Annotated in this window: 26 protein-coding genes; 15 read left to right on the plus strand and 11 right to left on the minus strand. The window is 60.7% G+C overall.

Annotated features, from left to right (window positions below; all coding sequences use genetic code 11):
* Window positions 1-42 precede the first annotated feature (42 nt).
* From LZ005_RS15805 to LZ005_RS15860, 12 genes are read left to right on the plus strand one after another with little or no spacing between them, the layout of a single operon-like run.
* Complete coding sequence (locus LZ005_RS15805) at window positions 43-1386, plus strand: ATP-binding protein (protein ID WP_237809113.1); 1344 nt, start codon at window positions 43-45, stop codon at window positions 1384-1386.
* Complete coding sequence (gene cpaB, locus LZ005_RS15810) at window positions 1383-2222, plus strand: Flp pilus assembly protein CpaB (protein WP_237809115.1); 840 nt, start codon at window positions 1383-1385, stop codon at window positions 2220-2222. Before LZ005_RS15805 ends, cpaB begins: the two co-directional genes overlap by 4 nt.
* Window positions 2223-2238: 16 nt before the next feature.
* Window positions 2239-3660: a type II and III secretion system protein family protein gene (locus LZ005_RS15815; RefSeq protein WP_237809118.1), complete on the plus strand. Its 1422-nt coding sequence runs from the start codon at window positions 2239-2241 to the stop codon at window positions 3658-3660.
* Window positions 3661-3669: 9 nt separating this feature from the next.
* Window positions 3670-3912, plus strand: coding sequence for a hypothetical protein (locus tag LZ005_RS15820; RefSeq protein ID WP_237809119.1), 243 nt, complete (start codon window positions 3670-3672; stop codon window positions 3910-3912).
* Window positions 3909-5318, plus strand: coding sequence for a pilus assembly protein TadG-related protein (locus tag LZ005_RS15825; RefSeq protein ID WP_237809121.1), 1410 nt, complete (start codon window positions 3909-3911; stop codon window positions 5316-5318). Before LZ005_RS15820 ends, LZ005_RS15825 begins: the two co-directional genes overlap by 4 nt.
* Entirely contained in the window at window positions 5315-5767 is a 453-nt protein-coding gene (locus tag LZ005_RS15830; RefSeq protein ID WP_237809122.1) for a TadE/TadG family type IV pilus assembly protein, read from the plus strand. The genes LZ005_RS15825 and LZ005_RS15830 overlap by 4 nt, the downstream gene beginning before the upstream one ends.
* Entirely contained in the window at window positions 5757-6329 is a 573-nt protein-coding gene (locus LZ005_RS15835) for a TadE/TadG family type IV pilus assembly protein (RefSeq protein ID WP_237809124.1), read from the plus strand. The genes LZ005_RS15830 and LZ005_RS15835 overlap by 11 nt, the downstream gene beginning before the upstream one ends.
* A gap of 26 nt (window positions 6330-6355) precedes the next feature.
* Window positions 6356-7522, plus strand: coding sequence for an AAA family ATPase (locus LZ005_RS15840; protein WP_237809125.1), 1167 nt, complete (start codon window positions 6356-6358; stop codon window positions 7520-7522).
* Between the two features lie 11 nt (window positions 7523-7533).
* The gene (locus LZ005_RS15845; protein WP_237809127.1) at window positions 7534-8871 is read left to right on the plus strand and encodes a CpaF family protein; all 1338 of its coding nucleotides are present in this window, start codon (window positions 7534-7536) and stop codon (window positions 8869-8871) included.
* A gap of 8 nt (window positions 8872-8879) precedes the next feature.
* The gene (locus tag LZ005_RS15850) at window positions 8880-9857 is read left to right on the plus strand and encodes a type II secretion system F family protein (RefSeq protein ID WP_237809130.1); all 978 of its coding nucleotides are present in this window, start codon (window positions 8880-8882) and stop codon (window positions 9855-9857) included.
* Window positions 9858-9866: 9 nt separating this feature from the next.
* Window positions 9867-10805, plus strand: coding sequence for a type II secretion system F family protein (locus LZ005_RS15855; RefSeq protein ID WP_237809132.1), 939 nt, complete (start codon window positions 9867-9869; stop codon window positions 10803-10805).
* A 53-nt stretch (window positions 10806-10858) separates the two neighbouring features.
* Window positions 10859-11533, plus strand: a complete 675-nt coding sequence (locus tag LZ005_RS15860) for a hypothetical protein (RefSeq protein ID WP_237809133.1) — start codon at window positions 10859-10861, stop codon at window positions 11531-11533.
* Here LZ005_RS15860 and LZ005_RS15865 read toward each other — a convergent pair.
* Window positions 11520-12296 carry a GIN domain-containing protein gene (locus LZ005_RS15865; protein ID WP_237809135.1) on the minus strand — a complete coding sequence of 259 codons (777 nt, stop codon included), beginning with the start codon at window positions 12294-12296 and terminating at the stop codon, window positions 11520-11522. The two genes, LZ005_RS15860 and LZ005_RS15865, sit on opposite strands and share 14 nt — an antisense overlap.
* Window positions 12297-12429: 133 nt before the next feature.
* Here LZ005_RS15865 and LZ005_RS15870 point away from each other — a divergent pair, with 133 nt between their 5' ends.
* On the plus strand, window positions 12430-13650 hold the full coding sequence (locus LZ005_RS15870; RefSeq protein ID WP_237809138.1) for a GGDEF domain-containing protein: 1221 nt from the start codon (window positions 12430-12432) through the stop codon (window positions 13648-13650).
* Between the two features lie 115 nt (window positions 13651-13765).
* On the opposite strand, the gene LZ005_RS15875 is transcribed toward LZ005_RS15870, so the two are convergent.
* The 4 genes from LZ005_RS15875 to LZ005_RS15885 form a co-directional block, all read right to left on the minus strand.
* Entirely contained in the window at window positions 13766-14191 is a 426-nt protein-coding gene (locus LZ005_RS15875) for an STY0301 family protein (RefSeq protein ID WP_307727808.1), read from the minus strand.
* Complete coding sequence (locus tag LZ005_RS15880; protein ID WP_373889343.1) at window positions 14176-14502, minus strand: BPSL0067 family protein; 327 nt, start codon at window positions 14500-14502, stop codon at window positions 14176-14178. Before LZ005_RS15880 ends, LZ005_RS15875 begins: the two co-directional genes overlap by 16 nt.
* A 451-nt stretch (window positions 14503-14953) precedes the next feature.
* Window positions 14954-15631, minus strand: a complete 678-nt coding sequence (locus tag LZ005_RS21910) for a DUF2290 domain-containing protein (protein ID WP_373889341.1) — start codon at window positions 15629-15631, stop codon at window positions 14954-14956.
* 9 nt (window positions 15632-15640) lie between these two features.
* Window positions 15641-17770 carry a DEAD/DEAH box helicase gene (locus LZ005_RS15885; protein WP_237809141.1) on the minus strand — a complete coding sequence of 710 codons (2130 nt, stop codon included), beginning with the start codon at window positions 17768-17770 and terminating at the stop codon, window positions 15641-15643.
* A gap of 302 nt (window positions 17771-18072) precedes the next feature.
* Between LZ005_RS15885 and LZ005_RS15890 the strand changes: the two genes are divergently transcribed.
* Window positions 18073-18450, plus strand: coding sequence for a hypothetical protein (locus LZ005_RS15890; protein WP_237809145.1), 378 nt, complete (start codon window positions 18073-18075; stop codon window positions 18448-18450).
* Window positions 18451-18453: 3 nt separating this feature from the next.
* Entirely contained in the window at window positions 18454-19506 is a 1053-nt protein-coding gene (locus LZ005_RS15895; RefSeq protein WP_237809147.1) for a beta family protein, read from the plus strand.
* A gap of 5 nt (window positions 19507-19511) precedes the next feature.
* Here LZ005_RS15895 and LZ005_RS15900 read toward each other — a convergent pair whose 3' ends face one another.
* The 6 genes from LZ005_RS15900 to LZ005_RS15925 form a co-directional block, all read right to left on the minus strand.
* Window positions 19512-20285: a sce7726 family protein gene (locus LZ005_RS15900; protein ID WP_237809148.1), complete on the minus strand. Its 774-nt coding sequence runs from the start codon at window positions 20283-20285 to the stop codon at window positions 19512-19514.
* Between the two features lie 55 nt (window positions 20286-20340).
* Complete coding sequence (locus LZ005_RS15905; RefSeq protein WP_237809150.1) at window positions 20341-20745, minus strand: hypothetical protein; 405 nt, start codon at window positions 20743-20745, stop codon at window positions 20341-20343.
* 47 nt (window positions 20746-20792) lie between these two features.
* Window positions 20793-21434 carry a hypothetical protein gene (locus LZ005_RS15910; protein WP_237809152.1) on the minus strand — a complete coding sequence of 214 codons (642 nt, stop codon included), beginning with the start codon at window positions 21432-21434 and terminating at the stop codon, window positions 20793-20795.
* A 393-nt stretch (window positions 21435-21827) separates the two neighbouring features.
* Window positions 21828-22112: a hypothetical protein gene (locus LZ005_RS15915; RefSeq protein WP_237809155.1), complete on the minus strand. Its 285-nt coding sequence runs from the start codon at window positions 22110-22112 to the stop codon at window positions 21828-21830.
* A 37-nt stretch (window positions 22113-22149) separates the two neighbouring features.
* Window positions 22150-23730 carry a P-type conjugative transfer protein TrbL gene (trbL, locus tag LZ005_RS15920; RefSeq protein WP_237809156.1) on the minus strand — a complete coding sequence of 527 codons (1581 nt, stop codon included), beginning with the start codon at window positions 23728-23730 and terminating at the stop codon, window positions 22150-22152.
* Window positions 23731-23742: 12 nt separating this feature from the next.
* Window positions 23743-23955 (minus strand): hypothetical protein, encoded by a 213-nt coding sequence (locus tag LZ005_RS15925; RefSeq protein WP_237809157.1) that lies wholly within the window; start codon window positions 23953-23955, stop codon window positions 23743-23745.
* Window positions 23956-23959: the final 4 nt, after the last annotated feature.

The raw sequence follows: 23959 nt of genomic DNA on the forward strand, positions 1-23959 counted from the left end.
CTGAGCTCGGCAGAATCAATTCTCGGCAGGAGGAGAAACAGCATGATGGATGTTCTGAGCAATGATGCAGATCTGCGCGTGCCGCCGCTGGTGCCGCCGCAACCGAAATGCGTGCGCGACACCGGCCTGCCGCCGGCCTGGGTCGACGCCCTGGTGCTGAAGACCCTGTTTAACAGCGGCAAGCTGTTGCTGCCGGTGCTGACCGCCAAGCTGCGTCTGTCGATCAATGTGCTGCGCGAGGTGCTCGATGGCCTGGGCGCCGAGCAGCTGGTCGAAATCACCTGGCGCGGCGAATCCGACATCGACATCGCCTACCAGCTCACGGCCCAGGGCAAGCTGCGCGCCCAGGAGGCCCTGGTGCGCTGCCGCTACACGGGCCCGGCGCCGGTGACGGTCGATGCCTACCGGCAGATGGTCGAGCGCCAGGCCGTGCGTGCGCGCAATGGTGACGTCAGCGCGGCCGAGGTCCAGGCGGCGTTTGCCGATGATGTGCTGGAACCGGCCATGCTGGCCGTGATTGGGGCGGCCATGCAATCGAGCCGCGCGCTCTTGCTGCACGGACCTTCGGGCAGCGGCAAGACCACGCTGGCGCGTAAGCTGGCCCGCCTGCGCCAGGGCATGATCGCCGTGCCCTTCGCCCTGTTGGCGGAGGAGCAGGTGATCGCCTTCCACGATCCCGTGCTGCACCCCGCGCCGAGCCCTTTGATGCTCCGCAACGGCGAAGAGCGGCGCGGGACCGATACCCGCTGGACTTTGTGCCAGCGGCCCCTGGTGCAGGCGGGCACGGAACTGTCGGCCGCCATGCTCGATCTGCGTTTCGACGCCGAGCGCGGCTGCTTTCTGGCGCCGCCCCATCTGCTGGCCAATGGCGGCCTGTTCCTGATTGACGATCTGGGCCGCCAGCGCGTGCCTCTGTCCGAATTGCTGAACCGCTGGACCGGCCCGCTCGACCTGGGCCAGGACCAGCTGAGCCTGGCTGCGGGGCAGACGCTCAGCCTGCCGCTCGACCTGACCATCGTGTTCGCCACCAATCTGCCCTTGGCCCAGATCGCCGACGAGGCCTTCCTGCGCCGCGTGGCCTACAAACTGTTTGTCGGTCCTCTGACCGAAAGCAATTACCGCCGCCTCGTGCGCGAACAGTGCCGGCTGCAGCGCATCGTGTTCGACGAGGCTGGGCTCGATTATCTGCTGCGCCATCTGCACGCCGGCGCCGGGCAGCCGCTGCTGGCCGCCACGGTGTCGGAGTTGCTTGGCCGTGTGCTCGATTTTGCCGCCTATGAAGGCATGGCGCCGCGCCTGTCGGTGGCGGCGCTCGATCAGGCCTGGGTCAGCCTGTTCGCCGCCGAGGCGCCCGACCCCGTCACCTTGCAGGAGAGGATCGCATGAAACCGACACGCGCCGTGGGAATGATGGTGGTGGCCGTGGTGCTGGGCATCGCGGCCGTGGTGCTGGCCTCGCGCTGGCTGGTCAACAAGGGCGGGCCGGGCACGCGCCAGGTGGTGGTGGCGGCGACCGATATCAATCTCGGTCAGCGCCTCGCGCCCGAGCTGCTGAAGCTGGTCGACTGGCCAGTCGGCAGCCTGCCGCCCGGGGCACTGGCCGATCCGGCCGCCCTGCATGGACGGGTCTTGCGCACCAGCATGTTGCGTGGCGAACCGGTGCTGGAGGCCAAGCTGGCCCCGGTCGGCACGCTCGGCGGTTTGTCGGCCCTGATCGATCCGGGCAAGCGCGCGATCACCGTGCGCGTCAATGATGTGATCGGCGTGGCGGGCTTCGCGCTGCCCGGCAATTACGTCGACATCATCGTCAGCACCCACCGTGATCCGCCGCCCGAGCAGCGCGTCACCCAGGAGCAGAGCATCTCGAAGATTGTGCTCGAACGCATACTCGTGCTGGCCGTGGCCCAGGAGGTCAACCGCGACGACACCAAGCCGCGCGTGGTCAATGCCGTGACCCTGGAAGTGAGCCCGGAGCAGGCCGAGAAGCTGGACCTGGCGCGCAGTGTCGGCGCCTTGTCCCTGGTGCTGCGCAACCAGGTGGATCCGAAACCGGCCGCGACCGAGGGCGCCACCAAGGACAGTCTGCTGGGCCTGCAAACGCCGCCGCCGCCCGTGCCCAAGCCCAAGGCCAGCGCGCCCAAACCGGCCGTGGTGGCGGCGGCCAAGTCGCGCCAGTGCAGCGCCGCCATCGACGGCCTGCATCAAACCCAAGAATGTTTCTGATGCGAAGGGAGCTGCCATGATCGGTCGCCTTGTCCCCTGCCTGCCCCTGTTGATCGCGATGCATGCGGCCTGGGGCGCCGCGCCACCGCGCACGCCCGCCAAGCCGGCCGCGCCGATGCCGGAACATACGGTGTCCGGCCCCGCCTGCTCGGGTGCCGCCACGCCGACGGAGATTGCCCTCGTAGTCGGCAAATCGACGCTGATGCGCATGCCCGAACCCGTGGCCAACCGCAGCCTCGGCAATCCGGCGGTGGCCCAGGCCATGCTGGTGTCGCCTGATACCTTGTATTTGGTCGGCATGGATCTGGGCAGCACGAATGTCATCGTGCAAGGTCGCTCGGGCGCCTGCAATGTCATCGATGTGCATGTGGGCATGGACATTTCGGCCGTGCAGTTGGCACTCGCCAACACGATGCCGGAGGAGAAGCAGATCAAGGTGCAGGCCGTCGGCGACGCCATCGTGCTCAGCGGTGTGGTCAGCGACAGCCAGGCGGTGGCGCGCGCCCAGGAGATTGCGGCCGCCTTTGTGCGCCGGCCGCTGCGCTCGCTCGCCACGCGCAAGAACGAGGATCAGGACCAGCCGGCGCGCGAGCAGGGCCCGGTCGGCGAGTCGCGCATCGTCAATCTGCTGACGGTGCTCGGGGCCCAGCAGGTGATGCTCGAAGTGAAGGTGGCGGAAGTGTCGAAGAGCCTGCTGGAAAAAGTCGAAGGCAATTCCCTGCTCAAGCTGAGCTCGGGGAGCTGGGTGGCGACGGCCGCCGCCGCCTTTGTGACCGGGCAATTGAAATCCGGCGTGCAGGCCGCCAAGAGCAATGGCAACAAGATCGGTTTCGATGCGCAGAAGGAAAACAATCTTGTGCGCGTGCTGGCGGAACCGACGGTCATGGCCATCAGCGGCCAGGAAGGTAGTTTCCTGGCGGGCGGCAAATTCTTCATTCCTGTGTCCCAGGACAACAACAAGATCACCCTGCAGGAGAAGGAATTCGGCATTGGTCTGCGCTTCCGTCCGACCGTGCTTTCTGGCGGGCGCATCAACCTGTTTGTGGCGCCCGAGGTGTCCGAACTGTCGCGCGAGGGCATCGGGGTGACCGGCGGTGGCGGTTTTACCCCGGCGATCTTGCCGGTGGTGACGACGCGGCGTGCCACCACCACCGTGCAGCTGATGGACGGCCAGACCTTTGTCATCGGTGGGCTGATCAAGAACAACACGGTGGCCAATGTGAAGGCGTTTCCCTTCCTTGGCGAAATTCCGGTGCTTGGCGCCTTGTTCCGTAGCACGGATTACCAGAATGATCGTAGCGAGCTGGTGTTTGTTGTCACGCCCCACCTCGTGAAGCCGCTCGAAGGCCCGGTGCGCTTGCCCACGGACCAGACGCCGCCGCCCTCGCCTGCGGATGTGCATGTGAAAGGGACGGTCGAACCGTCTGTCCAACACTAGGAGGCCGCCATGAAACGCTATTGCTTGTTCCCGCTGATGCTGCTGGCCAGCGCCTGTTCGACGGTCGCGCCGATCACCGGTGGCGAGACGGTGCGGGCGCTGTGGGCGGCCCAGATCCAGGGCGGCGCGGCGCAGAAGGATGTGCTCGACGCGGCGACGGCGCGGGCCGCCATCACCAGCTACCACAAGGCGGCAGCCCAGCCTGACATGCATGCGCAATCGCAAGCAATGATCGTGGGCCTGTCAAAATGAAACAGCATGCGCCGATCCGGCGGCAGCGTGGCGCGTTTGCCGTCGCGTTTGCGATGATGGCCGTGGTGATTCTGGCCATCATCGGCATTGCCCTCGATGGTGCGCAGATGTTCGCCCGCGCGACCGACTTGCAGATCGCGGCCGATGCCGGCGCCCTGGCCGCCGCGCGCAAGCTCGACGGGACCAGCACGGGCATCGATTCCGCCGTGCAGGCTGCGCGCACCGTGGTGACGGGAAACCGCTACGCCTTGTGGAAGAACTTTCCCTGGAACGACACCGCCCTGAGCTTTTCCACGACGCCCGATGGCAGCACCGGCTGGCTGGCGGTGGATGCGGCGCGCGCGGCGCCCTCGGGCCTGCTGTACGCGCGCCTCGACACGCAGAGCCTGGCCGAAGACAGCCCGGTCGGCGATGTCGCGCTCGGCTTTTCGCTCTTGATCAGTGGCGACAGCACGCCTGCCAGTCTGCATGCCGTGGCGGTCGCAGGCCGCTCACAGATCGGCGCAATTCCGCTCGGCATTTGTGCGCTGTCCTCGACCCCGGCTGCTCCGCGTCCGCCCGCCAATCAGGAGCTGCTTGAATTTGGCTTCCGGCGTGGCGTCGGCTACAACCTGCTGAACCTCAATCCGAATGGCAATGTTGCAGCCAACTACCTGATCAACCCGGTCAATGATGGCAGCGGCAGCAGTTCTGACAGCAATTTCGCCAGCAGTGCGATCACCCCGCTGCTGTGCGCGGGCAGCATTCCCCTGCGCACACTGACGGGCGGCACGGGCAAGGTCTTCGTGCGCTACCCGTTTCCGGGTGGCCTGGCGACGGCCTTGAACAGCCGTTTCGACGATTTCAGCAATTCTTCGTGCAACCAATACACGGCCCCGCCCGATCGGAATATCCGCCAGTACAACGGTGCCTATATCCCTTGGTATATGAACGCGATCAGCGGCCAAAGCGCCGCCGCAGCTTCGGGCAGCAGTCTGATCACGATTGCGGACCTGGCCGACCCGGGCAGCGTCAGCGCGGGGGCCTACGGTCCGCTATGGGCGGCGACGCGCGCGGCCAAATACAGCGCGGCGCCGCCGTATGCCACGTTTGCCAAGAGCGATTGGGCCACGCTTTACCCGGCCAGCCCGTCGGCGCCAGCCGCGAACAGCAGTTACCCGGCCTCCGGTACGCCCTATCAGTCGAGCACGCAGTCGCCGAGCCATACCGGCCTGAAGAACCGGCGTTTTGTGCACGTGGCCCTGCTTGCCTGCCCGATTGCGAACGGGTCTGGTGTGCAAGCGCAAGTTTTGGGCATCGGCAAGTTCTTTTTGACAGCGAAAGCAACGTCGAGCGGCATCTATGCTGAATTTGCCGGTGCTGTGAAAGATGAAGCGCTGACAACGCGTGTGGAGCTCTTCAAATGAACCGTCGATCCCAGCGCGGCGCCGCCGCATTTGAGTGTGCCCTGATCCTGGTCTTATTTCTGAGCCTGATTCCAGTGCCCATCTACTTCGGCAAGGCCTTCTTGAGTTACAACGTGCTGCATAAGGCTGCCGGAAATGCCGCCTTGCTTTTTGCGCAGGCCGAGGAAGCGGAAGTGACCGACCCAAATCGGGCCGGGACGCTACGCGCACAGGCTTTGGGTCTTATCAGCGCGGACACGGCCGAGAGTCGTTTATCGGTGCCTGTTGGTAGTGCGTATCTCAGTTGCGACAATTCATCTTGTGGAAGTATCAGTCCACCGTCGACCTTGAGCCTCAGTATCAACATGCAATTCTCGGTGCCAGAATTGGATGCCCTCGTGGCGGCCGCCATCTCCGCCGACACACTCGTGGAGATCGAAGGCAGCGTCAAGGTGCCCTATGCAAACTAGGCCACAGTCGCAGCGCGGCGCAGCCGCGGTCGAGGTCGCGATTCTCAGCCTCGTCTTCTTTCTGTTCTTGCTACTCTGCATCGAAGGCGCGCGCGCCCTGTATGTCTGGAACGCTATTCAGGAGGTGACGCGCCGCGCCGCGCGCCTGGCGACGGTGACCGACTTCACGGATGCCGCCAAGCTCGACGGCGTGCGAATCACCGCCCTGATGCCGCCCGACGGCAAATTGCCGCTGGCACCCGAGATCCAGTCCGCAGCGCTGCGCATCGACTATCTGCAGATGAGCGAGAACGGCAGCATGAGCGTACTCAGCAGCTTGCCGGCCTGTCCCGCCCAGAACAAGCTCAATTGCCTGAGCGACCCTTACGGCAGCAATTGCATCCGCCTGGTGCGCGCCAGCCTGTGCAAGGAAGGCGCGAGCAACTGCACCGGGCTCGACTACACGCCGCTGTTTGGCTTCTTCAATAGCTATCTGGGCGGCGCCATCACGCTGCCGACCGCCAGCACCACCGTGCCAGCACAGAGTCTGGGCTACCAGCCCGGCAGCAATGCCTGTCCCTGAGTCCTTCTCCCTCCGAGAGGTGCGCCATGAAAGCCTTGATCATCACCCGCGACAGTCAACTGCATACCGAGATCGCCGCCCAGGGCGCCGCCCGCGTGCCCGCCCTGAGCGTCGCCGAAAGCCGCACCAGCATGCGCGATGCGCTCGAACGCCTGGCCGAAGCGCCCGAACTGGTCATCATCGATGCCAGCGATTTTGATGCCACAGCGGCCGAGGGCATCGACCGCCTCACCCGCCACTACGCGAGCGCCAGCTTCATGCTGCTGACGCGCGGCGAGCAGCAGGAGGTGCTGATCCGCGCCATGCGCGCCGGCGTGCGCGAGGTGCTCGAACTGCCGCTCGTGCACCGCGCCTTTCACGAGGCGATGGATCGCATCGACCTCGCTGCCGGGGTGGCCAATATGCGCGATGGGAAGGTCCTTGCCTTCATCGCCTGCAAGGGCGGCAGCGGGGCCACTTTCATCTCGACCAATTTTGCCTATGCGCTGGCGACGCTGGCCGCCAAGAAGGTGCTGCTGATCGACCTGCATGGACAGTTCGGCGATGCGACGCTGTACGTCTCGGACCAGAAGCCCGGCATGACGCTGGCTGACGTCTGCAGCCAGATCCAGCGCATCGACGGCGCCTTCCTCGAATCCTCGGCCGTGCAGGTGGCGCCCAATTTCGGCGTGCTGGCGGCGGCCGACAGCGACACCGCGCCCAAGCCGGAGCAGATGGAGACGGTGCTGCGCATCGCGCGCCAGCATTACGACTACATCGTGCTCGACGTCGGCCGGCAGATCGACGCGCTCTCGCTGCGCGCGCTCGATGAAGCCGACGCCATCTATCCGGTGCTGCAGCTTGGTCTGCCCGACATCCGCGACGGCCGCCGCCTGCTCGACATCTTCCGCTCGCTCGGCTACCCGATCGATCAGATCCGCCTGATCGTCAATCGCTACGAGAAGGGCGGCCGCCTGCGCCTGCAGGACGTGCAGAACGCGCTCGGCGCCCAGGTGGTGCACACGGTACCGAACGACTACGTGGCCGTGACCGATTCGGTGAACCAGGGCGTGCCGGTGCTGCAGATTGCGCGCGCCAGCGCGGTCGCGCGCAGCCTGGCCGAGCTGGTGGAGCTGGTGACCTCGCGCCGCGTGGCCGAGAGCAAAGGCCTGTTCGACCGCCTGTTCGGCCGCGCCGATCACGAAACCTATTGAGGAGGAGTGCCATGAGTCTGCGCGAAATCCTGTCCGGCCACGACGAGCCGCGTACGCCGGCGCCGGCCGGCCACAGCCAGGCCTATCAGGAGCTGAAGAAGCACATGCACCAGATGATCCTCGACCGGATCGACCTGGAGCGGCTGAAGCGCCTGACGCCGGAGCAGTTCAAACACGAACTGGCCCTGCTGGTGCAGCGCCTGATCGAGGAGGAGCGCATCGTGCTCAATCAGCACGAGCGGCATAACCTGGTGCTCGATATCCAGCACGAGATGCTCGGCTTCGGCCCGCTCGAGCCGCTGCTGTCCGACCCGACCATCTCCGACATCCTCGTCAACACCGCTTCACGCGTCTACGTCGAGCGGCGCGGACGCCTGGAGCTGACCGATGTGAGCTTCAACGACAACGCCCACCTGCTGAAGATCATCGAGAAGATCGTCTCACGCGTTGGGCGGCGGGTGGATGAATCGAGCCCGATGGTGGACGCCCGCCTGCCCGATGGCTCGCGCGTCAACGCCATCATCCCGCCGCTGGCCGTCGACGGCCCGCTGCTGTCGATCCGGCGCTTTTCGGCCAAGCCGCTCACGGTGGACGATCTGCTGAACCTGAAGAGCCTGACCCCGCCGATGGTGCAGGTGCTGCAGTCGCTGGCCCAGGCCAAGGTGAATATCCTGATCTCGGGCGGCACTGGCAGCGGCAAGACGACTTTGCTCAATCTGCTCTCTGGCTTCATTCCGTCCGGAGAGCGCATCGTGACGATTGAAGATGCGGCCGAACTGCAGCTGCGCCAGCCGCACGTGGTGCGCCTGGAGACGCGCCCGCCGAATATCGAGGGCAAAGGCGAGGTCAATCAACGCGCCCTGGTGCGCAATGCACTGCGTATGCGCCCGGATCGCATCATCCTCGGCGAAGTGCGCGGCGCCGAGGCCCTCGACATGCTGCAGGCGATGAACACCGGTCACGAAGGCTCCTTCGCGACGATCCACTCGAACACGCCGCGCGACGCGCTGTCGCGCCTGGAGAACATGGTCGCCATGGCCGGCGTCCACCAGCTCGCGCGCGCCATGCGCCAGCAGATTTGCGCCGCCATCACCGTCATTCTGCAGGTGGCGCGGCTGACCGATGGCGGACGCAAGCTGGTGAGCGTATCCGAGATCACTGGCATGGAAGGCGAAGTGATCGCGATGCAGGAGATCTTCCGCTTCGAGCAGACCGGCATCGACCCGAGCGGCAAGGTGCTGGGCCACTTCCGCGCCAGCGGCGTTCGTCCGCGCTTCGCCGAGCGCCTGCGCATGTTCGGCGTGCCAGTGCCCGATAGCGTGTTCGATCCCGACCGCACCTTTGAATAGGAGGGCGCATGGATACCCTGTTCTATGCCTTCGCCGTGCTGGTCTTCGCCGCCGTCAGCCTGTTGATTGAAGGCGCCTACCTGTGGTGGTCCAGCAGCCGCGGGGGCCAGGCCGCGCGCGTGGCGCGCCGCCTGCGCCTGATGACGCCGGGCGCCGCCGCGCATGAGCACCAGATCAGCATCCTCAAGCAGCGCCGCCTGGCTGGCTCCGTGGCGGCCGACCGCATGCTGCGCCGTATGCCGCTGGCCCTGCGCCTTGACCATCTGCTGCAGCAGTCCGGCTTGCGCTGGCTGCTGTCGCACCTGATCGGGATGATCCTCACCGGCCTGTTCCTCGGCTGGATCGTGGTGCGGGTCTGCGATATTCCGGTGGCACCGGCGATGCTGATCGTGGTCGGCTTCGGCATGGTGCCGATGCTGATGGTGGTGCGCCTGCGCGGTGAGCGCATGCGCAAGCTGGAGGAGCAGCTGCCCGAGGTGGCGGACTTCCTGGCGCGCGCGCTGCGCGCCGGCCACTCGCTGACCAATGTCCTGCACATGCTCGGCGCGGAGATGCCCGAGCCGATCGCCAGCGAATTCCGCTTTACCCACGAGGAGATTCATTACGGTCTGTCGATGCACGATGCCCTGCATTCGCTGGCTACGCGCGTGCCGCTGACGGACCTGCGCTACATGGTCATCGCCATCCTCATCCAGCGCGAATCGGGCGGCAATCTGGCCGATATTCTCAGCTCCATCGGCTGCATCATCCGCGCGCGCCTCAAGTTGATCGCACAGGTGCGCGTGCTGTCGGCGGAAGGGCGCCTGTCGGCCTGGGTCCTGGGGCTGCTGCCGTTCATCGTCATCGTCGTGATGACGCTGACGAACCGGCGCTATATCAGCGTGTTGTGGACCGACCCGGCCGGCATCCAGATCCTGTGGTACGGCGCTGGCATGATGCTGGTGGGCGTGCTGTGGCTGCGCCGGCTGGTGCGCATCAAAGTCTAGGAGGCCGCCATGCAAGGCTCACAGATCCTGTTTCTGGTGGTGGTGTTCGTTGTCGTCACCGCCGTTGCGCTGGTGGCGATGGCCGTCTTCGGCAGCGGCGGCTTGCGCCAGCGCCTGCAGGGCTTCCTCGGCAAACGCGAAGAGACGCAGGCGCCGTCCAATGGCTGGGTGGAGCGTGTGGTGAAGGCGGCGCGCCCGTTCTCGCAGCTGTCGGTGCCGGAGGAGGGCTGGGAGCGCTCCGCGCTGCGCACCCGTTTCATGAATGCCGGCTGGCGCGATCCGGCTTCCACCACGCTGTACTTCGCCGCCAAAACCCTGCTGGCGCTCGGCTTGCCCGCGCTGGTGGTGGTCAGCGCCGTCAGCCTGCCGCGCCATGTGCCGGCGAACGCCTTTCTACTGCTGCTGTTCTTCCTTGCCACCACCGGCTACTACCTGCCCAACCTGGTGCTGGCGCAGCGCGTGCGCCGCCGCCAAGCCGAGATCTTTGAATGCATACCGGATGCCCTGGACCTGCTGACCGTCTGCGTGGAGGCGGGCCTGAGCCTGGAGCGCGCGATGATGAAGGTGGCGAGCGAGATCGACATCAAGAGCCGCGTGCTGGCCGAGGAACTGCAGCTGGTGCTGATGGAGATGCGCGCGGGCTTTTCAAAGGAGAAGGCGCTGCGCAACTTCGCCCTGCGCACCGGCGTGGAGGATATCGACACCCTGGTCGCCATGCTCGTGCAGTCCGAGCGCTTCGGCACCAGCATGGGCGAATCCTTGCGCGTCCACTCCGACAATCTGCGTACCAAGCGGCGCATGCTGGCCGAGGAGGCGGCCGCGAAAATCGCCCTGAAGCTGATGTTCCCGCTGATTTTCTTCATCTTCCCCACGCTGCTGATGGTGCTGATGGCGCCTGCCTTCCTCGCCCTGGCACGCACCTTGATGCCGGCCCTGAACGGTAACTGAAAAATTTGTATCAAGGCGCGCCGCTGCTGGCGCGCCGCCTTACAATCCGGCCCATGAAAATCACGATCGGCTGGAAGTACGCGCTTGCCTTCCTCACCCTGAATGGCGTGGTCAGTGAACTGCACGAGCAGGCGCACATCAATGTGGGGCGTCTGATCAGCGGCTGCTATGGGCCGCGCGATTTCAACGTGTGGCAGGGCTGCGCAACGGGCGTCCCAGCGCTGCCGTTTGCGGCGCCGCTGGCGGGTCCCGTCTTCAGTTACGCGGTGATGTGGCTGGGTGTGCTGATGCTGCGCGCGGCGACCCCGCTGCGCCGGGCGCTCGGCTTCGCGCTGGTGTTTGCGCCACTGCCGTTTGCCCGCATGCTGACCGCAGCCACTGGCGGCAGCGACGAGAAGGTGTTTCTGCTGGCGGTGTTGGGCGATGCGATTTCGCCCAGTGCGGCGCGCTGGGGCGCCTTCGCCATCACGCTGGCAGCCTGTCTGCCGCCGGTGCTGCAGGCCTGGCGTGCGCTCGAACATCCGCGCCGCAGCCTGGTGGTGCTGGGCCTGTGCGTGCTGCCCTTGCCGGTGATTTGGCTGTACAAGCTCACTTGGCTCAATGGTCTGCTGCGCGGCGGCCTGCTCGATCAGGTGCACCTGCTCGGCACACCCGATCTGGTGCTACTGGTATGGGTCGCCATGGCGGCCGGGGTGGCCGCCACCTGGCGCTGGCTTACTGCCAGCTGACCGAACCCAGACCGCGCGCGCTGGTGTTGCGGTTGGCCGGTTTGCCGTACACGGTGGCCGAGCCCAGGCCCGACAGATTCAGGCTGGCGCTGCTCTTGGCGTACACGCTGGCGCTGCCCAGACCCGACATATCGAGGTCCACACTGTCAGCTTCGAACTTCTTCGCATCCAGGCTGCCGATGCCACCGAGCTTGCCGACCAGGTTGCGCGTGCTGCCATTGAGCGTGACGGCGCCCGCGCCCTGCATACTCAGGTTCATGGTGTCGGTGGCGGTGTTGGTGATCGTAAGCGAGCCGACGCCACCGAGGTGGGCATCGAGCTTGCGGTAGCTGGTGTTGACCTTGATGGCGCCGGCGCCTTCCAGATCCAGTTTCAGGCGCTCGCCGCTGAAGCCCGAGACTTCGGTCGAGCCGACGCCATTCGACACCAGTTCCGTCATCGCCGGCAGCGTCAGTTCCGCGCGCAGATGGCGCTTGCTGCTGCCGCCGAATTCGATATGCATTTTGCGCGATTCGAAATCGATGTTCAGCGTATCGCCGCGCTGCTCGGTGATCACCTTGGCGACCATGCCCTTGTCACCGTAGATCACCAGACCCGGCGTCGCGCCTTGTTTCACCTGCAGATCCACCACCCCGCCCAGTTTCACGCGCTGCACTGCGGCCGTGACGGGACGCGCTTCGTTGACCAGTTCATCGGCCATGGCCTGGGACAGGGGCAGGCCCAGGGCGGTGAGGACGGCGGCGGCGCCAAACAAAGCTTTCATGCTGATCTCCAAATAGGTAGCGGATGGAGACAGCTTAGGGCAGACGCTGCGCACACTGGTCACGATTGCGACGAATTGCAAAAAACGCGGGTCGAGTGGTGAATTCACCGGCCAGACGCGCTATGCTTCGCGCATGGAGCGTATTCAACCCGATACCCTGCCCACCCTGGTCGATCTGCTGCTCGACGCCGTCTTTCTGGTCGATACGACCGGCGTGATCGCCTACGCGAACGCGGCCTGCGAACCGATCTTCGGCTACACGCCAGCGGAGATGGTGGGCCGCCACATCCTCGACTTCGTCCATCCGGAAGACCACGAGCGCACCCGTACTGAGGCGCGCCGCGTGCTGGCCGGTGAAGAGCGGGTCGGCTTCGAGAACCGCTACCTGCGCAAGGATGGCAGTGTGGCCCACATCATGTGGTCGGCCCGCTACGCCCAGCAGGAGGGCCTGCGCATCGGCGTGGCGCGCGATATCACCGAGCGCAAGCTGGCCGAGGAACGCCAGGCAGCGCTGCTGGCCCTGTCCCAGGCGGCGCACGCCTCGCTCGATCTGGGCCAGATGTTCGCCAGCTTCCACGCCATCTTCGCGCCCTTGCTGCAATGCGGGGCCATGGCCGCCGTGCTGGAGGGCGGCCGCAAGACCGTCTACAGCGCCAGCGCGCCGGGCGTGCCGGCCAAGCGTCTGGGGCGCAGCGGCTGGTTCGCGCTGCCGCTGTCGACACCGGCGGCCAATCTCGGCGAGATGCGCCTGCAGTTCGCACCCGGCACCCCGATCGGCGCGCGCGAGAAGGCCCTGCTGCAGTTCGCCGCCAGCCAGGCCGCTGCCGCCATCGAACGCCAGCTGCTGCATGACGATCTCGAATACGCGGCCCGGTACGACGAGCTGACCGGTCTGCCCAATCGCCGCCTGTTCCAGGACCGGCTGCGGCTCGCCTTCGCGCGCAGCCGCCGCGGCCAGAGCGGCATTGCCCTGCTGTTTGTCGATATCGACGACTTCAAGCACATCAACGACCATCACGGCCACGCCGTCGGCGACCAGCTGCTGAAAGCCGTGGCGCGCCGCATCAGCGCCTGCATCCGCGAGGCCGACACCGTGGCGCGCATGGGCGGCGACGAATTCGTCGCGCTGCTGGAGAACGTGCGCACACCGCAGGATGCGCAGCGCGTGGCCGAGAAGATCCGCAAGTCGGTCGCGAACGGCCTGGACCTCGGCCAGCAGCGCCTGCCGGCGCAGGCCAGCATCGGCATCGCCATCTACCCCGAGCACGGCACCGACGCCGAGCAATTGCTGCGTCACGCAGACAAGGCCATGTATCTGGACAAAGCGGCACGCAAAGGCGCCAGGGCAGGCTGAGACTCAGCCGAAGAAGAGGGGGGTGGTGCCGGCGGTCTGTTTTGAGCGGATTACCGGGGTGATCGAGCGGACCAGGAGCCCCCGAATGCTGAGCTGGCCTCTCAATGCCCACCTTTCATTTGCAGATAAAGACGAGTTCGTTCAGTGCGCCGCGCTGCCGCTTCCCCGTAGCTGAGCAGATGGTGGCGCGAGGGTCGACCTTCTGAAACAGCTGCAGGCCTTCCCCATACTGACAGTACAACCAGGTTTCGAACATGTGGGGTTGGCCAAGCTCCCAGATCTCGACGTCGGTGCTCAGTTGGCTATTCTTGGTGCTTCGGATGGCGTCCGGTTTGAGATAAGCCTGGTCCGCTGGATCTCCATGCAGAAGACCGCCTGCTGTGACGCGCGTATCTTGAGGCATCAAGAGCTTCCAACCTGGTACAGGACGGGCCTCGGCTGCGGCCCCAGCCGGCAAGAAAAGCGGGCACGTGACGCGTTGCTCGAGCGCCGGGGCCGGGCCGGCTAAGGCGGCCACGAGGAGCATCAACGCGTAGTGCATTTTTCGATCACGTGAGAGGCCAAGGCGTTGTCACTTGGCCTGGCCAAGCTCCCGTCGGCGTTGCGCTGCTTCCAACGCGGTGGCACCTTGATCAACCGCAAACCGATGTTTGGTCGGTTTTCGGCCGTCCACTGGTCCACGACCCAGATCCCAGAACCGATGACCGATACGACGATTGCCGCATGGTTGCCACGCGAGCGATTCGGGTAGCGGCCGTTCTCGAAGGTGGCGATCGCCGTCCCTGTGGGTATGTGGAGCCAGCGACCTCGGATTTGGGAAGATGAATGGCACCGCCCGCCCCATATGTGGATGACGAAGCCATGGTGACTGCCTCAGAAGCCGACGCATTGCGCGCGAGCAATGTTTGTGGGGTGCTGCTTCACGCCCGAACAAGTGAATGCCCGGTCGTTACCGTTGCGGCGGGAAGCCCTCCGACTGCTTACCCAGCAGTTACATTGGCACAAAACAAAAAGAGTTGCGACAGATCATACGCCGCAACTCTTTGATTTTTCTGGTGCCGGCTATCCGATTCGAACGGATCACCTGATGATTACAAATTAGCCAAGAAGACAGTATGTCTTTGATTATTAAGAGAATTGTACCGTAATCTCACGAAAGCTAAAACACTTTAGCATCAGTAACTTAGCGGAGCTTGGCGAAGGTAACGGGACGTGATTGCTGTACCGGATTTGTACCTGGGAGTTCCCTAAATTTCTTTGGACCATAAGGGTATTCAGGAAACTTTTCATTGACCTAAGTACTCTAGGCGACGGGGATGGTCCATGTTAGCGCGCCACAGGATTGATCGTCTGCTGACAATCTATCTTGTGCACCCCAGTTCTCCACAGTATTAAATAGTTCCGTTTGTTCCCATACTTGCGGATACGCTGTCCGGATCACTAGACGCATAAACCTAGAAGGTTCCATAGCGCGTTGGACCGGCAAGCGGAAGTCTTCTTTTCCCATATGCAAATGGGTAGCGGAGTGGTTTGGCCCGATTTGGTGTGGGGCGAAATCGAATCGCAATGGGGCCTGCAGCGACAGAAGCTCCGTTGGAGAACTAAGAATCATTTCTTCCAACGAGGCATATGTAAGCTCTTCTTGTGAGAACTCAATCGGGCAAGGATACCAAACGAGCCGACTCGAAACGACTTCAGAACTTTGGTTCCTAATGTCGTATGACATTTGGATCAAAGAGCCATCAGTTAGTTGGAATTGAAAATGTCTTCCAGCTAGAAACGCCAAGTATTCGCTAATATTTGAGACAGTAACGCCTGAAAGATCGGGCCTCGTTCCATTTGTCGCCCACGTAACTCTTGATACCCCATGGCGAACCGCTTCCCGAATGCTTGGATTCCAGTCGTACAGAATTCCAGCCTCGTGGAGTCGGGCTTTCAGACTCTCCAAAGACTGGATGATCGAGTTTGCGTTCGCGTGCATGCGCAGTAATTATCGAACGCCTTTACGGAGCAGATCAGCCAATTGGGGAGGGAGTTCGTCGAGATCAATTTCTCCGCTAAGAATGCGCTGCAACAAGCGCTCTGCGGACTTGATTTCTTTCTTGACTGCCTGCCGTTCCTTCGTGGTGCGCTCTCGATACGAGGTCTTGATCTTCTCAAGTTCTCGCATTGTTGGGTATTGAAAAGCGAGTTCGAAACCATCTCTTGCAATTGCATCCATCTCTGCAGCAAGAATCTTCATGCGGCTTCCTACGCCGCAAACCCGAACCCAAGCTTTTGCTCTTGTAAGAGACGTAAAAAGGATGTTTCGTCGTCGGCTCAGTTCAAAGCTCCCGTTCTCGCAGTACTCAGCGTTCACTACGTAAACCAGCGGCGCTTCATTGCCTTTGGCACGGAAGATACCGCTCATTGCAACGGACTGCTCCGCAAAAACCGCGTCGCGTGTACCTGTAACACCAACGAGATGGCTCTTAATATTGAATTTTTTTAAGGCCTCAGACAGAAGTAGACCAATGCTGGATGCATTGATCATATCGGGGATAACGATAAGGATGTCGTTAGCATCAAGCTCCTGCAAGGTAAGAGCGCGATTAATATCGGTCGCTATCCAATCAGCTTGCTCCTGGGCGCTTTCAAAAGATTTCCACGTCACAGATTCCGAAGGTTCTAGCCGTTCAGCGAAAAAGGGAGCGCTGCGGTCTGCTGCGCGACGAAGTCTTGCTGGCTCCCCAAGAGCAAGAGTCCCTTCAACTGGCTCGAATCCGATCTCGCCCCAAAATTCTGGCTCTTTGAACATCTGAGCAAACTCACGATTCTCACGCTTGATTCCGAGGCCCAGGCCAAGCGCCATTGAAAGAAGCCAAGGCGGATTTCTGTAGCAGATTGGTAGCAGAATATCTTTCTTGGGTTGTCCTTCCTCATTCTGAACGTCAATTACCGGTGTGCCGTCCTCATTTGTGCCAAAGAGCTGGTCAAGCGTCGGCATAGTTGAGTCGCTTAGATTCTGCAATTCGTCATACGCCCAAACGATTCTTTTTGGCGGTTTAGTGGAGAGATAAGCGAGTTGAAAGAACGAGGGTGGAAAGTCCTGGGCCTCATCAATCAGCATATAGTCAAATATCGGTGTGAAGTCCGACCGTCGTATATGCGTAACCAGTTCTGTGCAGACACCGGCGAAGGCAGCAGGGAAACCAAACCGGTGGCGAGCAATGCCAAAGGGTACGGGTGAGGTCTTTGCCGCTGCCGCTATCGTTGAATAGACGCCAGGATCAGTTTCGCTTCCCCATGCGTGAAGGATTCGTAACTTCTCCCAGTTAGGTTCGTCAAAAACCAAATCGAAATAGAATCGCCGTATCAGGGTCTTGAACTGCTGGTAAAGCGAGCGTGTGTTGAATGTGACGACAATATCTGCATCAGGATCATTGGAGTGCAGATAGGCTGCTTTGAGAGCGAGAATGATAGTCTTTCCACTTCCAGCTAGGCCGCGGATACGTTGGGGGCCTTCCGGAGACTCGATGGCTGCGTTCTTCTGCCAGCGGTCCAGGTTTGCAATTTGGCTGTCGAGAAACTTCATAGTCGCGCCCATCGAATCGTCTTTCTTGACGTTTAGGCGCTTCTTCTTCGGTTTCAACGCCGCTGTCTTTTGAACGGCAGCATTTAGCGGAACAAAGTACTTGGCTTCCAAAGCAGGCTGGCGCGTAATCCAACCAAGTAGCGTTTCTTCAGTTACGGTATTTGGAACGTCAGCGGTTGTGACAGCATACGGAAGGTAGGTCACGACTTGCAGTGGGATAGCAAGGGTAACGCCGTCGTCCTTGACCAAGTCCTCATAAGCAACAAGACGGGAATTCAAACGACGTAGAAGGTCCCTTTGTCTTGCTTTGACGACCGTATCCATCTCCTCTGGTACGTCTATCGAGTCTTGCGAAGACAGATCAAAGACGACGACGCCATGCTCGATGCATGTGAGTAACGCATCTGTCACTGAGTTGGAGTCTTCACCTCCAAAAACAGGGTACCCAACATAGAGCGTGCCTTGCCAATCTTGGCTTCGAAGGATGTTGACAATCGCTTCGACGGCGATAGGGTTGGTCTTCTTACCGTAGACGATGTCTAGCATATGCAGCGGTCGCTTTCATGGATGGTGGCAACTTGTGGCACGCTTCACCGGAGATTTCTTGCTAAAGCCAAGAGTAATCCAATTGTCGAGGTGCGGTTGCCAAGAACATCAAGATTTTAAGTGATTGCCGAGCGACGGGCACAATGAAGGGTAAAGTCCAGCCTCTTCTTGTTCATGATTCTTCGACACAAATCCCGTAGCATAGCTGCAACCGTTCCAAAAGTGCTAAAGTATTAACCTACTATCAGGATTCGGCGGGTACGGACGGGGAATCGCTGAAGATAAATTGCTCGGAGGTCAGCTTGGATCGACTTGAGACGGATACTGCAACGGTTGTTAGCCTGTGGGTTGGGATTTTTGGCATGTTTCTTGGTGTCGCAGGCGTGGGCTTGACGCTTTACTCTTTTTACCGAGACCGGCCCGACACAGTTGCGCTAACGGCATCGGGCTGGGGCGCGGCGTTTCTGACTGCATTCGTTTGTGGTTGGGTCGGCAAGCGTTTGGTCAAATTGATTGCTACGCTTTCCAATCGAGTTGCTGAACTGACTTCCGACCTGGCGGAACTCAAGGCAGAGAAAGATCGTATGGTCGTAATCGGTGAATACCTGGCGGCGCACTCTCAGCGAAATGCTAGGCGCAAACAATCTAAGTCAAACGACGAATCCATAGTACAGGAGTGACATATGGCAATCGAATTCGGCGATTTTCACTATTACCCTAGCCTCCGCACGCGTCCGGCTGAAATTACCGGGTATGCGAATTTGCGGCCTCACGTTAAGAAGGGGATTGCTCCAATCATGCGTGTAGGGGCATGGCCGCGTTGCGATGATCTGTCGCAGTCGATGGATGAGCTCATGCGAGCGTCAGAGGGGTGTCCCTTTATCCTCGACGTGACGCGGGAAACCATGTACCAAAACAGCGCGGTTCACAAACTTCTTGAACCCGCTGACAATTTCAAGGCATGGAGCGACTTCGTTCGATCGTTTGACCAAGCTATTCCGACGGTCCAGTTCTCGACACATGCTCGTCTGCCTCAAATAATTCGTCAGACTCGTCAACTTGAGTCCTGGGGAAGGCGAATCGCCTTTCGTATATCTGATTTCCAAGCCGATACTGCTAAAGTTATTACAGCGATGTCAGCGATGGATGATCCAAGGAACGCGCTGATCGTGATTGATGCTGGATATATCAGGGAGACTATGGCCGCAAGTATTGCCGCATGTGTTTCATCTGTGAATGATATTCGTGATGAAATTCCGAATGCTGAGATCGCCGTAATTTCTACAAGCTATCCGGCATCGGTTACGTCCTTTCTTCAGCCGACAGGGCAAGTGACTGCCGGCGTGATCGGCATCTTGGAGCGTGATCTGTTTGAGGCAATAGGTGCAGATGCAGTGATTTATGGTGATCACGGATCAATTCATGCTCGCACAAAGGCTGCCACCGGCGGAAAATACACGCCCCAAATCGATTGCTCGCTGTTCGACGCGTGGATATTTGAGAGGCGTCCTGACTCGGATGGCGAAGGCTATGTTGACGCTGCACGTCTTGTACTGGCGCGCTGGAAAGAGGGGATGTCTGACGATACCTGGGGCGCGGAAATGATTCGCAAGGCAGCTTCAGGAGATGTGACAGGAATGAAGAGCCGAGCGCATTGGATTGCCGTGCGGGTGAATCTTCATTTGACCAGGCAGTTCGAACTCTCGCAGCAAGAAAACGGCCCTGACGATGAGTGATACCACTAGGCTCGGCGGCGTACAAACGAAGGCATCTCTGGCGGCAATGGCCCAAATTTCTTTGAAATGGCCTTAAGGTCCAGTGCTTTTGCATTTTGGACGTCGGTGTCACCGTCGTTCAGCCCTGTGACGGATTCTTGGGCCTGGGTCTGAAGCCGAAATTTGCGCAAGTTGACTAAGTCGCTCGGTTGAGTTTGGCTCATGCGGCTATCACAGAATCGTTCAAAAGGCTCCCGATAGCGCTTCTTTAGAGCCTCTAACACAAACTCTTTTATCCTTCGAGAGGACAGAGCATCTGCGGCAAATTCTAGCTGTGTCCTGGTCATTTCTGTATTGGCTGCGCAGCCAGCATTTTTTAGAAGCTCAACCAGTTCAGGCTTATGTAGGTAGCCATAAAGGATGCGCTTGTTAGAGACGGGCGTCGTTTGTCCTCGGCGATACACGGACAACTTCACGCCATCTGCCGTGCTTGCGGCGCACCAAATCTCAACTCTAGCTTCCGTGCTTTCCTTTACAAGATGGGCAAATTTCGGAGTGCATACTACAGTTACTTTATCGAAGCGAGTAAGGTAGGTTTCAATTTGCCCGTGAAGACGGCGGAGGCTGTCGAAATCACTCTTGATTTCGAACGCGTGCAACTTCCCGTTGGCGACGACGAGATCCGCACGTCGGCTCCAATTTGCAATCACCATTTCGTTAATCAGAACTGCGTCCGAAAGTGCCGCTGACGCGAACAACTTGTCGATAACTGCAGCTTTGATATCGCTTTCGTTTAGCACTACTTTCCCTGGCTCATAAATCGGAAGGTTTTAGGCTTAGCCTATCGTTACCAGCCTAACCCTCCAGTATACATTCAAGATTAACATCTTCCAAAGAAATACATGGAAGGGCAATGCAATTTGATGAACGGCCCCATCCCGCTGTCCGGTAGTAAGCGGCACTCAGTTCGACGCTGTCGATCTCACGGAATTGAACGCCCTCGGTCAGATCACGTGGCACCGAAAGAACCGTCCACGGCTCATCCGTACCCAGCTCCTGAAGTTCGTCCAGTTCATAGTACGAAATCGGGGTCACAATCATATTGCCGCCTTGGTTGTGTTCCCACGCCATAAAGTTCAGTCCATCCACCTCAATCAAATAGTGGATAGGTCCGTCACCAAATACGGTGCCTGCGGGATCGTAGTAGAAGTCTGTCCGGGTAACGCGGGACAGCCGTAGCATCGCCTCACGAATTCGCATCATTGTCTCCATTGCTGTGTGATCCTTCTGTTCTTTACCGTACACAGTCAACCAATCGATCTGTGGGAAATGGCCGGCTGGCCCAGATCGTCGGCGAAAGCCGCGCCGCACTTGTCGGGCGATGCGTTCCAATTGCTGCAATACCAAAACATCCGTCCTTTCTTATCCTCCTTGTACCGCAAGTGCCCGGTTCCACAGGCAGGGCAAGGAATAACGCCGGCATGCTTGTCATCCATGAATTTCGAGAGCTTGGCACGGCTTTGCGAAACGAATTTCGCCGGCAGGTCGCGGTAGAAGACTTCGCGGCGCTCACTATGTAACTGCTCGGCTAGAGCTCTGTCGGGCGGGGATGGAAGCACAAATGCCAGCCAATCACATAAGTGATCCAGAACCCCGACGACCAGTTGCTGCTCCGCCCTGTCCTTCTCGACTTGGCGAGCTAGTTTGGTGAACGACGTGCTGATGGCCGCTTGGACTTCGCCCAAATAGTTCTTCTCTTCTTGCTGTCGCAAGTAGTCATCAATTGCATTGCGAATCAGGTGGCCAGTTGGCAGGCCGATCTTCGCGGCCTGCGCTTCCAGCTGCTCGCGCTGCGCATCTTCCAATCGGACTGAATAGGTCCGTTTTGTTGCCATCAGTTCCTCCATTTCCGTATTACGAAGCTGCGTTGCGTTCGTAATGCGCTTCAAGACAGTGCAATACGCCAGGATCGGTATGCTGTCTGGCCAAAACTGGAAAAACACAACCTGGGCGTATTGCCCCCTTTATGTTCCACTCAGGTTTCTTGGGGTTGCTCGTGCCCTGCATTTCGTTGTTCTGAACGCTCTTGCCGGGGTGTCCCAACGTTTAGCGGTCTTGATCTAGCAATTCACTAACAAATCACTAACGATTTACTAACAAGTGGATGCACTTCGGATGTGTTTCACTAACAAAAAACTTACAAACACCCAACAAAAAACTTACATCGACTCCACAAAAAACTTACATCGCACCACAAAAAATCGACAAAAAACTTACGTTGCAGCGGTCCCTACCGTGACGGCGCGGGCCATCCAAAATCAGAGCGTGTACACGACGTGAATTCAAAGGACATCAGGCGAGAGCGGCGGGCGTGACGCAAGCCAGCGAAGCATCATCAGGGCGCGATGATTGCCCCGACTACGAGGTGGCCTTGGGGGCTTGAGGCCCTGGTCGCGGTATGCGACTTTGATGTCATCCCAAGTCCTGCCCAACAGCGCCATGGCGTCCGGCAATGAGTTGGCCTCGGCCTTGGCGCTCGGGTAATCAGTGAGACGGACGAGAAACCAGACCTTCCCTCCCCTGACCGACTCGAACACCTCGACCTTAAAGCCATCGATTCGCTTCATTTGTTTCACGTCTGCCCTTTCGTTCGACTCAGTCGTGTCATTCGTCGCTGTGGTGAGTCTGGATACCTGCCCCGCCGCCGTCCGTTTTTTGCATCTCATCCAAAACACGCTGCGCCGCGTCGATGCTCCTGCTGGCAGCGGTCGGGCTGGCAGGCGCTGGCGGCTGTCCTAGCTCTTTGGTGTGGTGCTCTGGTGCGCCGATTGCCGGTGCTGCTGGCGCTGCTGGTGCGGCCGCCACCGGCGGCGCTGGCGGCGTTGCGCGTTCGGGCTGACTGGTCGGCGACGACACCTGGCTCGCGGCGCTGGCCTGAAGTGCTGGCGCAGACGCGGGCGGCTGCAACTGATTTTCCGCACGGGCCTGCCCAGCGGTCGATGCGACGCTGCTCGGCGCGGCAGTTGGTGCTGGCGGTTGGGCCTGGCCCGGGCCAGTTGTTTGTGAAGCGCCTGTTGTGGTGCCGGGATTCACTGCGCCGGTCGTACTGCCCGCTGGCGAAATGGCGCTACCGCTCATGCCAGGAACCGAGGCAGCGATACCAGGGGCGGCTTGGCTAACACCCCTTCCCATACCAGTAGCGGCGCTAATTGCGTCGGAACCGGCTTGTATCGCCGAGCTGACGCTACCCGTAGCTTTTCCGCCGGCCGCGTAGATGCCGCCGGCGGCGGCAGCGATAGCGCCACCGCCAGCAACCACCGCGCCAACACCATCGGCCGCCGATGTCGAAGCGGCTCCGCCCAACAGGTCTGACGCCAAGGTAGGCACCTTCATTGCCAAGACCAGCAGCATCACAGAGCCCGCCAGGACGGTCCAGATTGGCGTCAGATCGGTCAGGGAGAGCTTGGCAATCTCTGTGCCGAAATCTGCGGCCAATCCGGTCCCTACAGCGATAACGAAGTAGATGGCGAGGAATCGGATGCCGTAAACCAGGGGCGTCGTAATGATCTTCATGGCGATGTCCTTCGTCCACTTCATCACACCGAAGGCCAAAGCAATCGGATAAACGGCGAGGTAGAACCACAGCTGAATCCAGGCGACCGCGAACTGTGCGGCCAGCATCCCGAAGCACACGATGATGATGATGAGCGAGCCGCCGACAAGGAAGGCCGCAAACGGATTGGTCATGGCCGCCACGCCGGCCGGCACGGGTATGCCGGCGATGCTGGCATTGTCGGCCAGCTTGGACATCATTAAGTTCACCAAGTCGATGCCTTGCCAAAAGACCTCGCCGGGGCTGATCGCAGAGGTGTGCGCGCCGTCCTTGCCGATCTGGATGAAGCTGTTGACCACCGATAGCGGAATGTTGGGGTTATTCATCACCCAGAGAATCAGGCCCATCCACATCGAGCGCATGATGACGACCGTGAGCATCTCCACGGCGTCAGCGCCTTTCAAGAGTCGGGCGATGATGGCCCACGCCAGGTCAGCGGCGAAGAGCTTGTAGCACAGCGACAGCGCTATCGAGGTGATGTTCGCCCCGAACACGGTTGCGGCATCACGGTACTTGTTCATGATTGTGCCGAGGTCATATCCGGTTGGAGTGTCGGCAAACGCCGGCGATGTCAGAAGCAGCAGGCCGGCCAGCAACAGAAGGCGGGCTTTTGAGGTACTGGTCATGTTCATTCCTTGATCCGGTTAGAACGACTTGAAGCCGCTTTCGCCAGGCTTGCGCACGGTTTTCTTATCGCCGCCTTGCTTCATCATTTCTTGGGTGGCCTTGTTCGCGGCGTTCCGCTGTTCAGTCACCATTTGGGCTTCCGGCTTGTCGCAGCTAGTCAGCACCGACGCCAGGCAAACGATGGCGATTGCGAGGCCGAGGGAAAGGAATTTTTTTTGGTTGAAGGTCATGATC

This window comes from Massilia sp. TS11 (assembly GCF_022012445.1).
Taxonomy (GTDB): Bacteria; Pseudomonadota; Gammaproteobacteria; order Burkholderiales; family Burkholderiaceae_D; genus Telluria.

Excerpts from the sequence above, each read along its gene's own strand:
- LZ005_RS15925 (WP_237809157.1), bottom strand. The coding sequence starts at position 23,955 with ATGACCTTCAACCAAAAAAAATTCCTTTCCCTCGGCCTCGCAATCGCC.
- LZ005_RS15815 (WP_237809118.1), top strand. The coding sequence starts at position 2,239 with ATGATCGGTCGCCTTGTCCCCTGCCTGCCCCTGTTGATCGCGATGCAT.
- LZ005_RS15905 (WP_237809150.1), bottom strand. The coding sequence starts at position 20,745 with ATGCGAATTCGTGAGGCGATGCTACGGCTGTCCCGCGTTACCCGGACA.
- LZ005_RS15915 (WP_237809155.1), bottom strand. The coding sequence starts at position 22,112 with ATGAAGCGAATCGATGGCTTTAAGGTCGAGGTGTTCGAGTCGGTCAGG.
- LZ005_RS15885 (WP_237809141.1), bottom strand. The coding sequence starts at position 17,770 with ATGCTAGACATCGTCTACGGTAAGAAGACCAACCCTATCGCCGTCGAA.
- LZ005_RS15820 (WP_237809119.1), top strand. The coding sequence starts at position 3,670 with ATGAAACGCTATTGCTTGTTCCCGCTGATGCTGCTGGCCAGCGCCTGT.
- LZ005_RS15840 (WP_237809125.1), top strand. The coding sequence starts at position 6,356 with ATGAAAGCCTTGATCATCACCCGCGACAGTCAACTGCATACCGAGATC.
- LZ005_RS15850 (WP_237809130.1), top strand. The coding sequence starts at position 8,880 with ATGGATACCCTGTTCTATGCCTTCGCCGTGCTGGTCTTCGCCGCCGTC.
- LZ005_RS15845 (WP_237809127.1), top strand. The coding sequence starts at position 7,534 with ATGAGTCTGCGCGAAATCCTGTCCGGCCACGACGAGCCGCGTACGCCG.
- cpaB (WP_237809115.1), top strand. The coding sequence starts at position 1,383 with ATGAAACCGACACGCGCCGTGGGAATGATGGTGGTGGCCGTGGTGCTG.
- LZ005_RS15825 (WP_237809121.1), top strand. The coding sequence starts at position 3,909 with ATGAAACAGCATGCGCCGATCCGGCGGCAGCGTGGCGCGTTTGCCGTC.
- LZ005_RS15835 (WP_237809124.1), top strand. The coding sequence starts at position 5,757 with ATGCAAACTAGGCCACAGTCGCAGCGCGGCGCAGCCGCGGTCGAGGTC.
- LZ005_RS15855 (WP_237809132.1), top strand. The coding sequence starts at position 9,867 with ATGCAAGGCTCACAGATCCTGTTTCTGGTGGTGGTGTTCGTTGTCGTC.
- LZ005_RS21910 (WP_373889341.1), bottom strand. The coding sequence starts at position 15,631 with ATGCACGCGAACGCAAACTCGATCATCCAGTCTTTGGAGAGTCTGAAA.
- LZ005_RS15860 (WP_237809133.1), top strand. The coding sequence starts at position 10,859 with ATGAAAATCACGATCGGCTGGAAGTACGCGCTTGCCTTCCTCACCCTG.
- LZ005_RS15870 (WP_237809138.1), top strand. The coding sequence starts at position 12,430 with ATGGAGCGTATTCAACCCGATACCCTGCCCACCCTGGTCGATCTGCTG.
- LZ005_RS15805 (WP_237809113.1), top strand. The coding sequence starts at position 43 with ATGATGGATGTTCTGAGCAATGATGCAGATCTGCGCGTGCCGCCGCTG.
- LZ005_RS15830 (WP_237809122.1), top strand. The coding sequence starts at position 5,315 with ATGAACCGTCGATCCCAGCGCGGCGCCGCCGCATTTGAGTGTGCCCTG.
- LZ005_RS15875 (WP_307727808.1), bottom strand. The coding sequence starts at position 14,191 with ATGCACTACGCGTTGATGCTCCTCGTGGCCGCCTTAGCCGGCCCGGCC.
- LZ005_RS15865 (WP_237809135.1), bottom strand. The coding sequence starts at position 12,296 with ATGAAAGCTTTGTTTGGCGCCGCCGCCGTCCTCACCGCCCTGGGCCTG.
- trbL (WP_237809156.1), bottom strand. The coding sequence starts at position 23,730 with ATGAACATGACCAGTACCTCAAAAGCCCGCCTTCTGTTGCTGGCCGGC.
- LZ005_RS15895 (WP_237809147.1), top strand. The coding sequence starts at position 18,454 with ATGGCAATCGAATTCGGCGATTTTCACTATTACCCTAGCCTCCGCACG.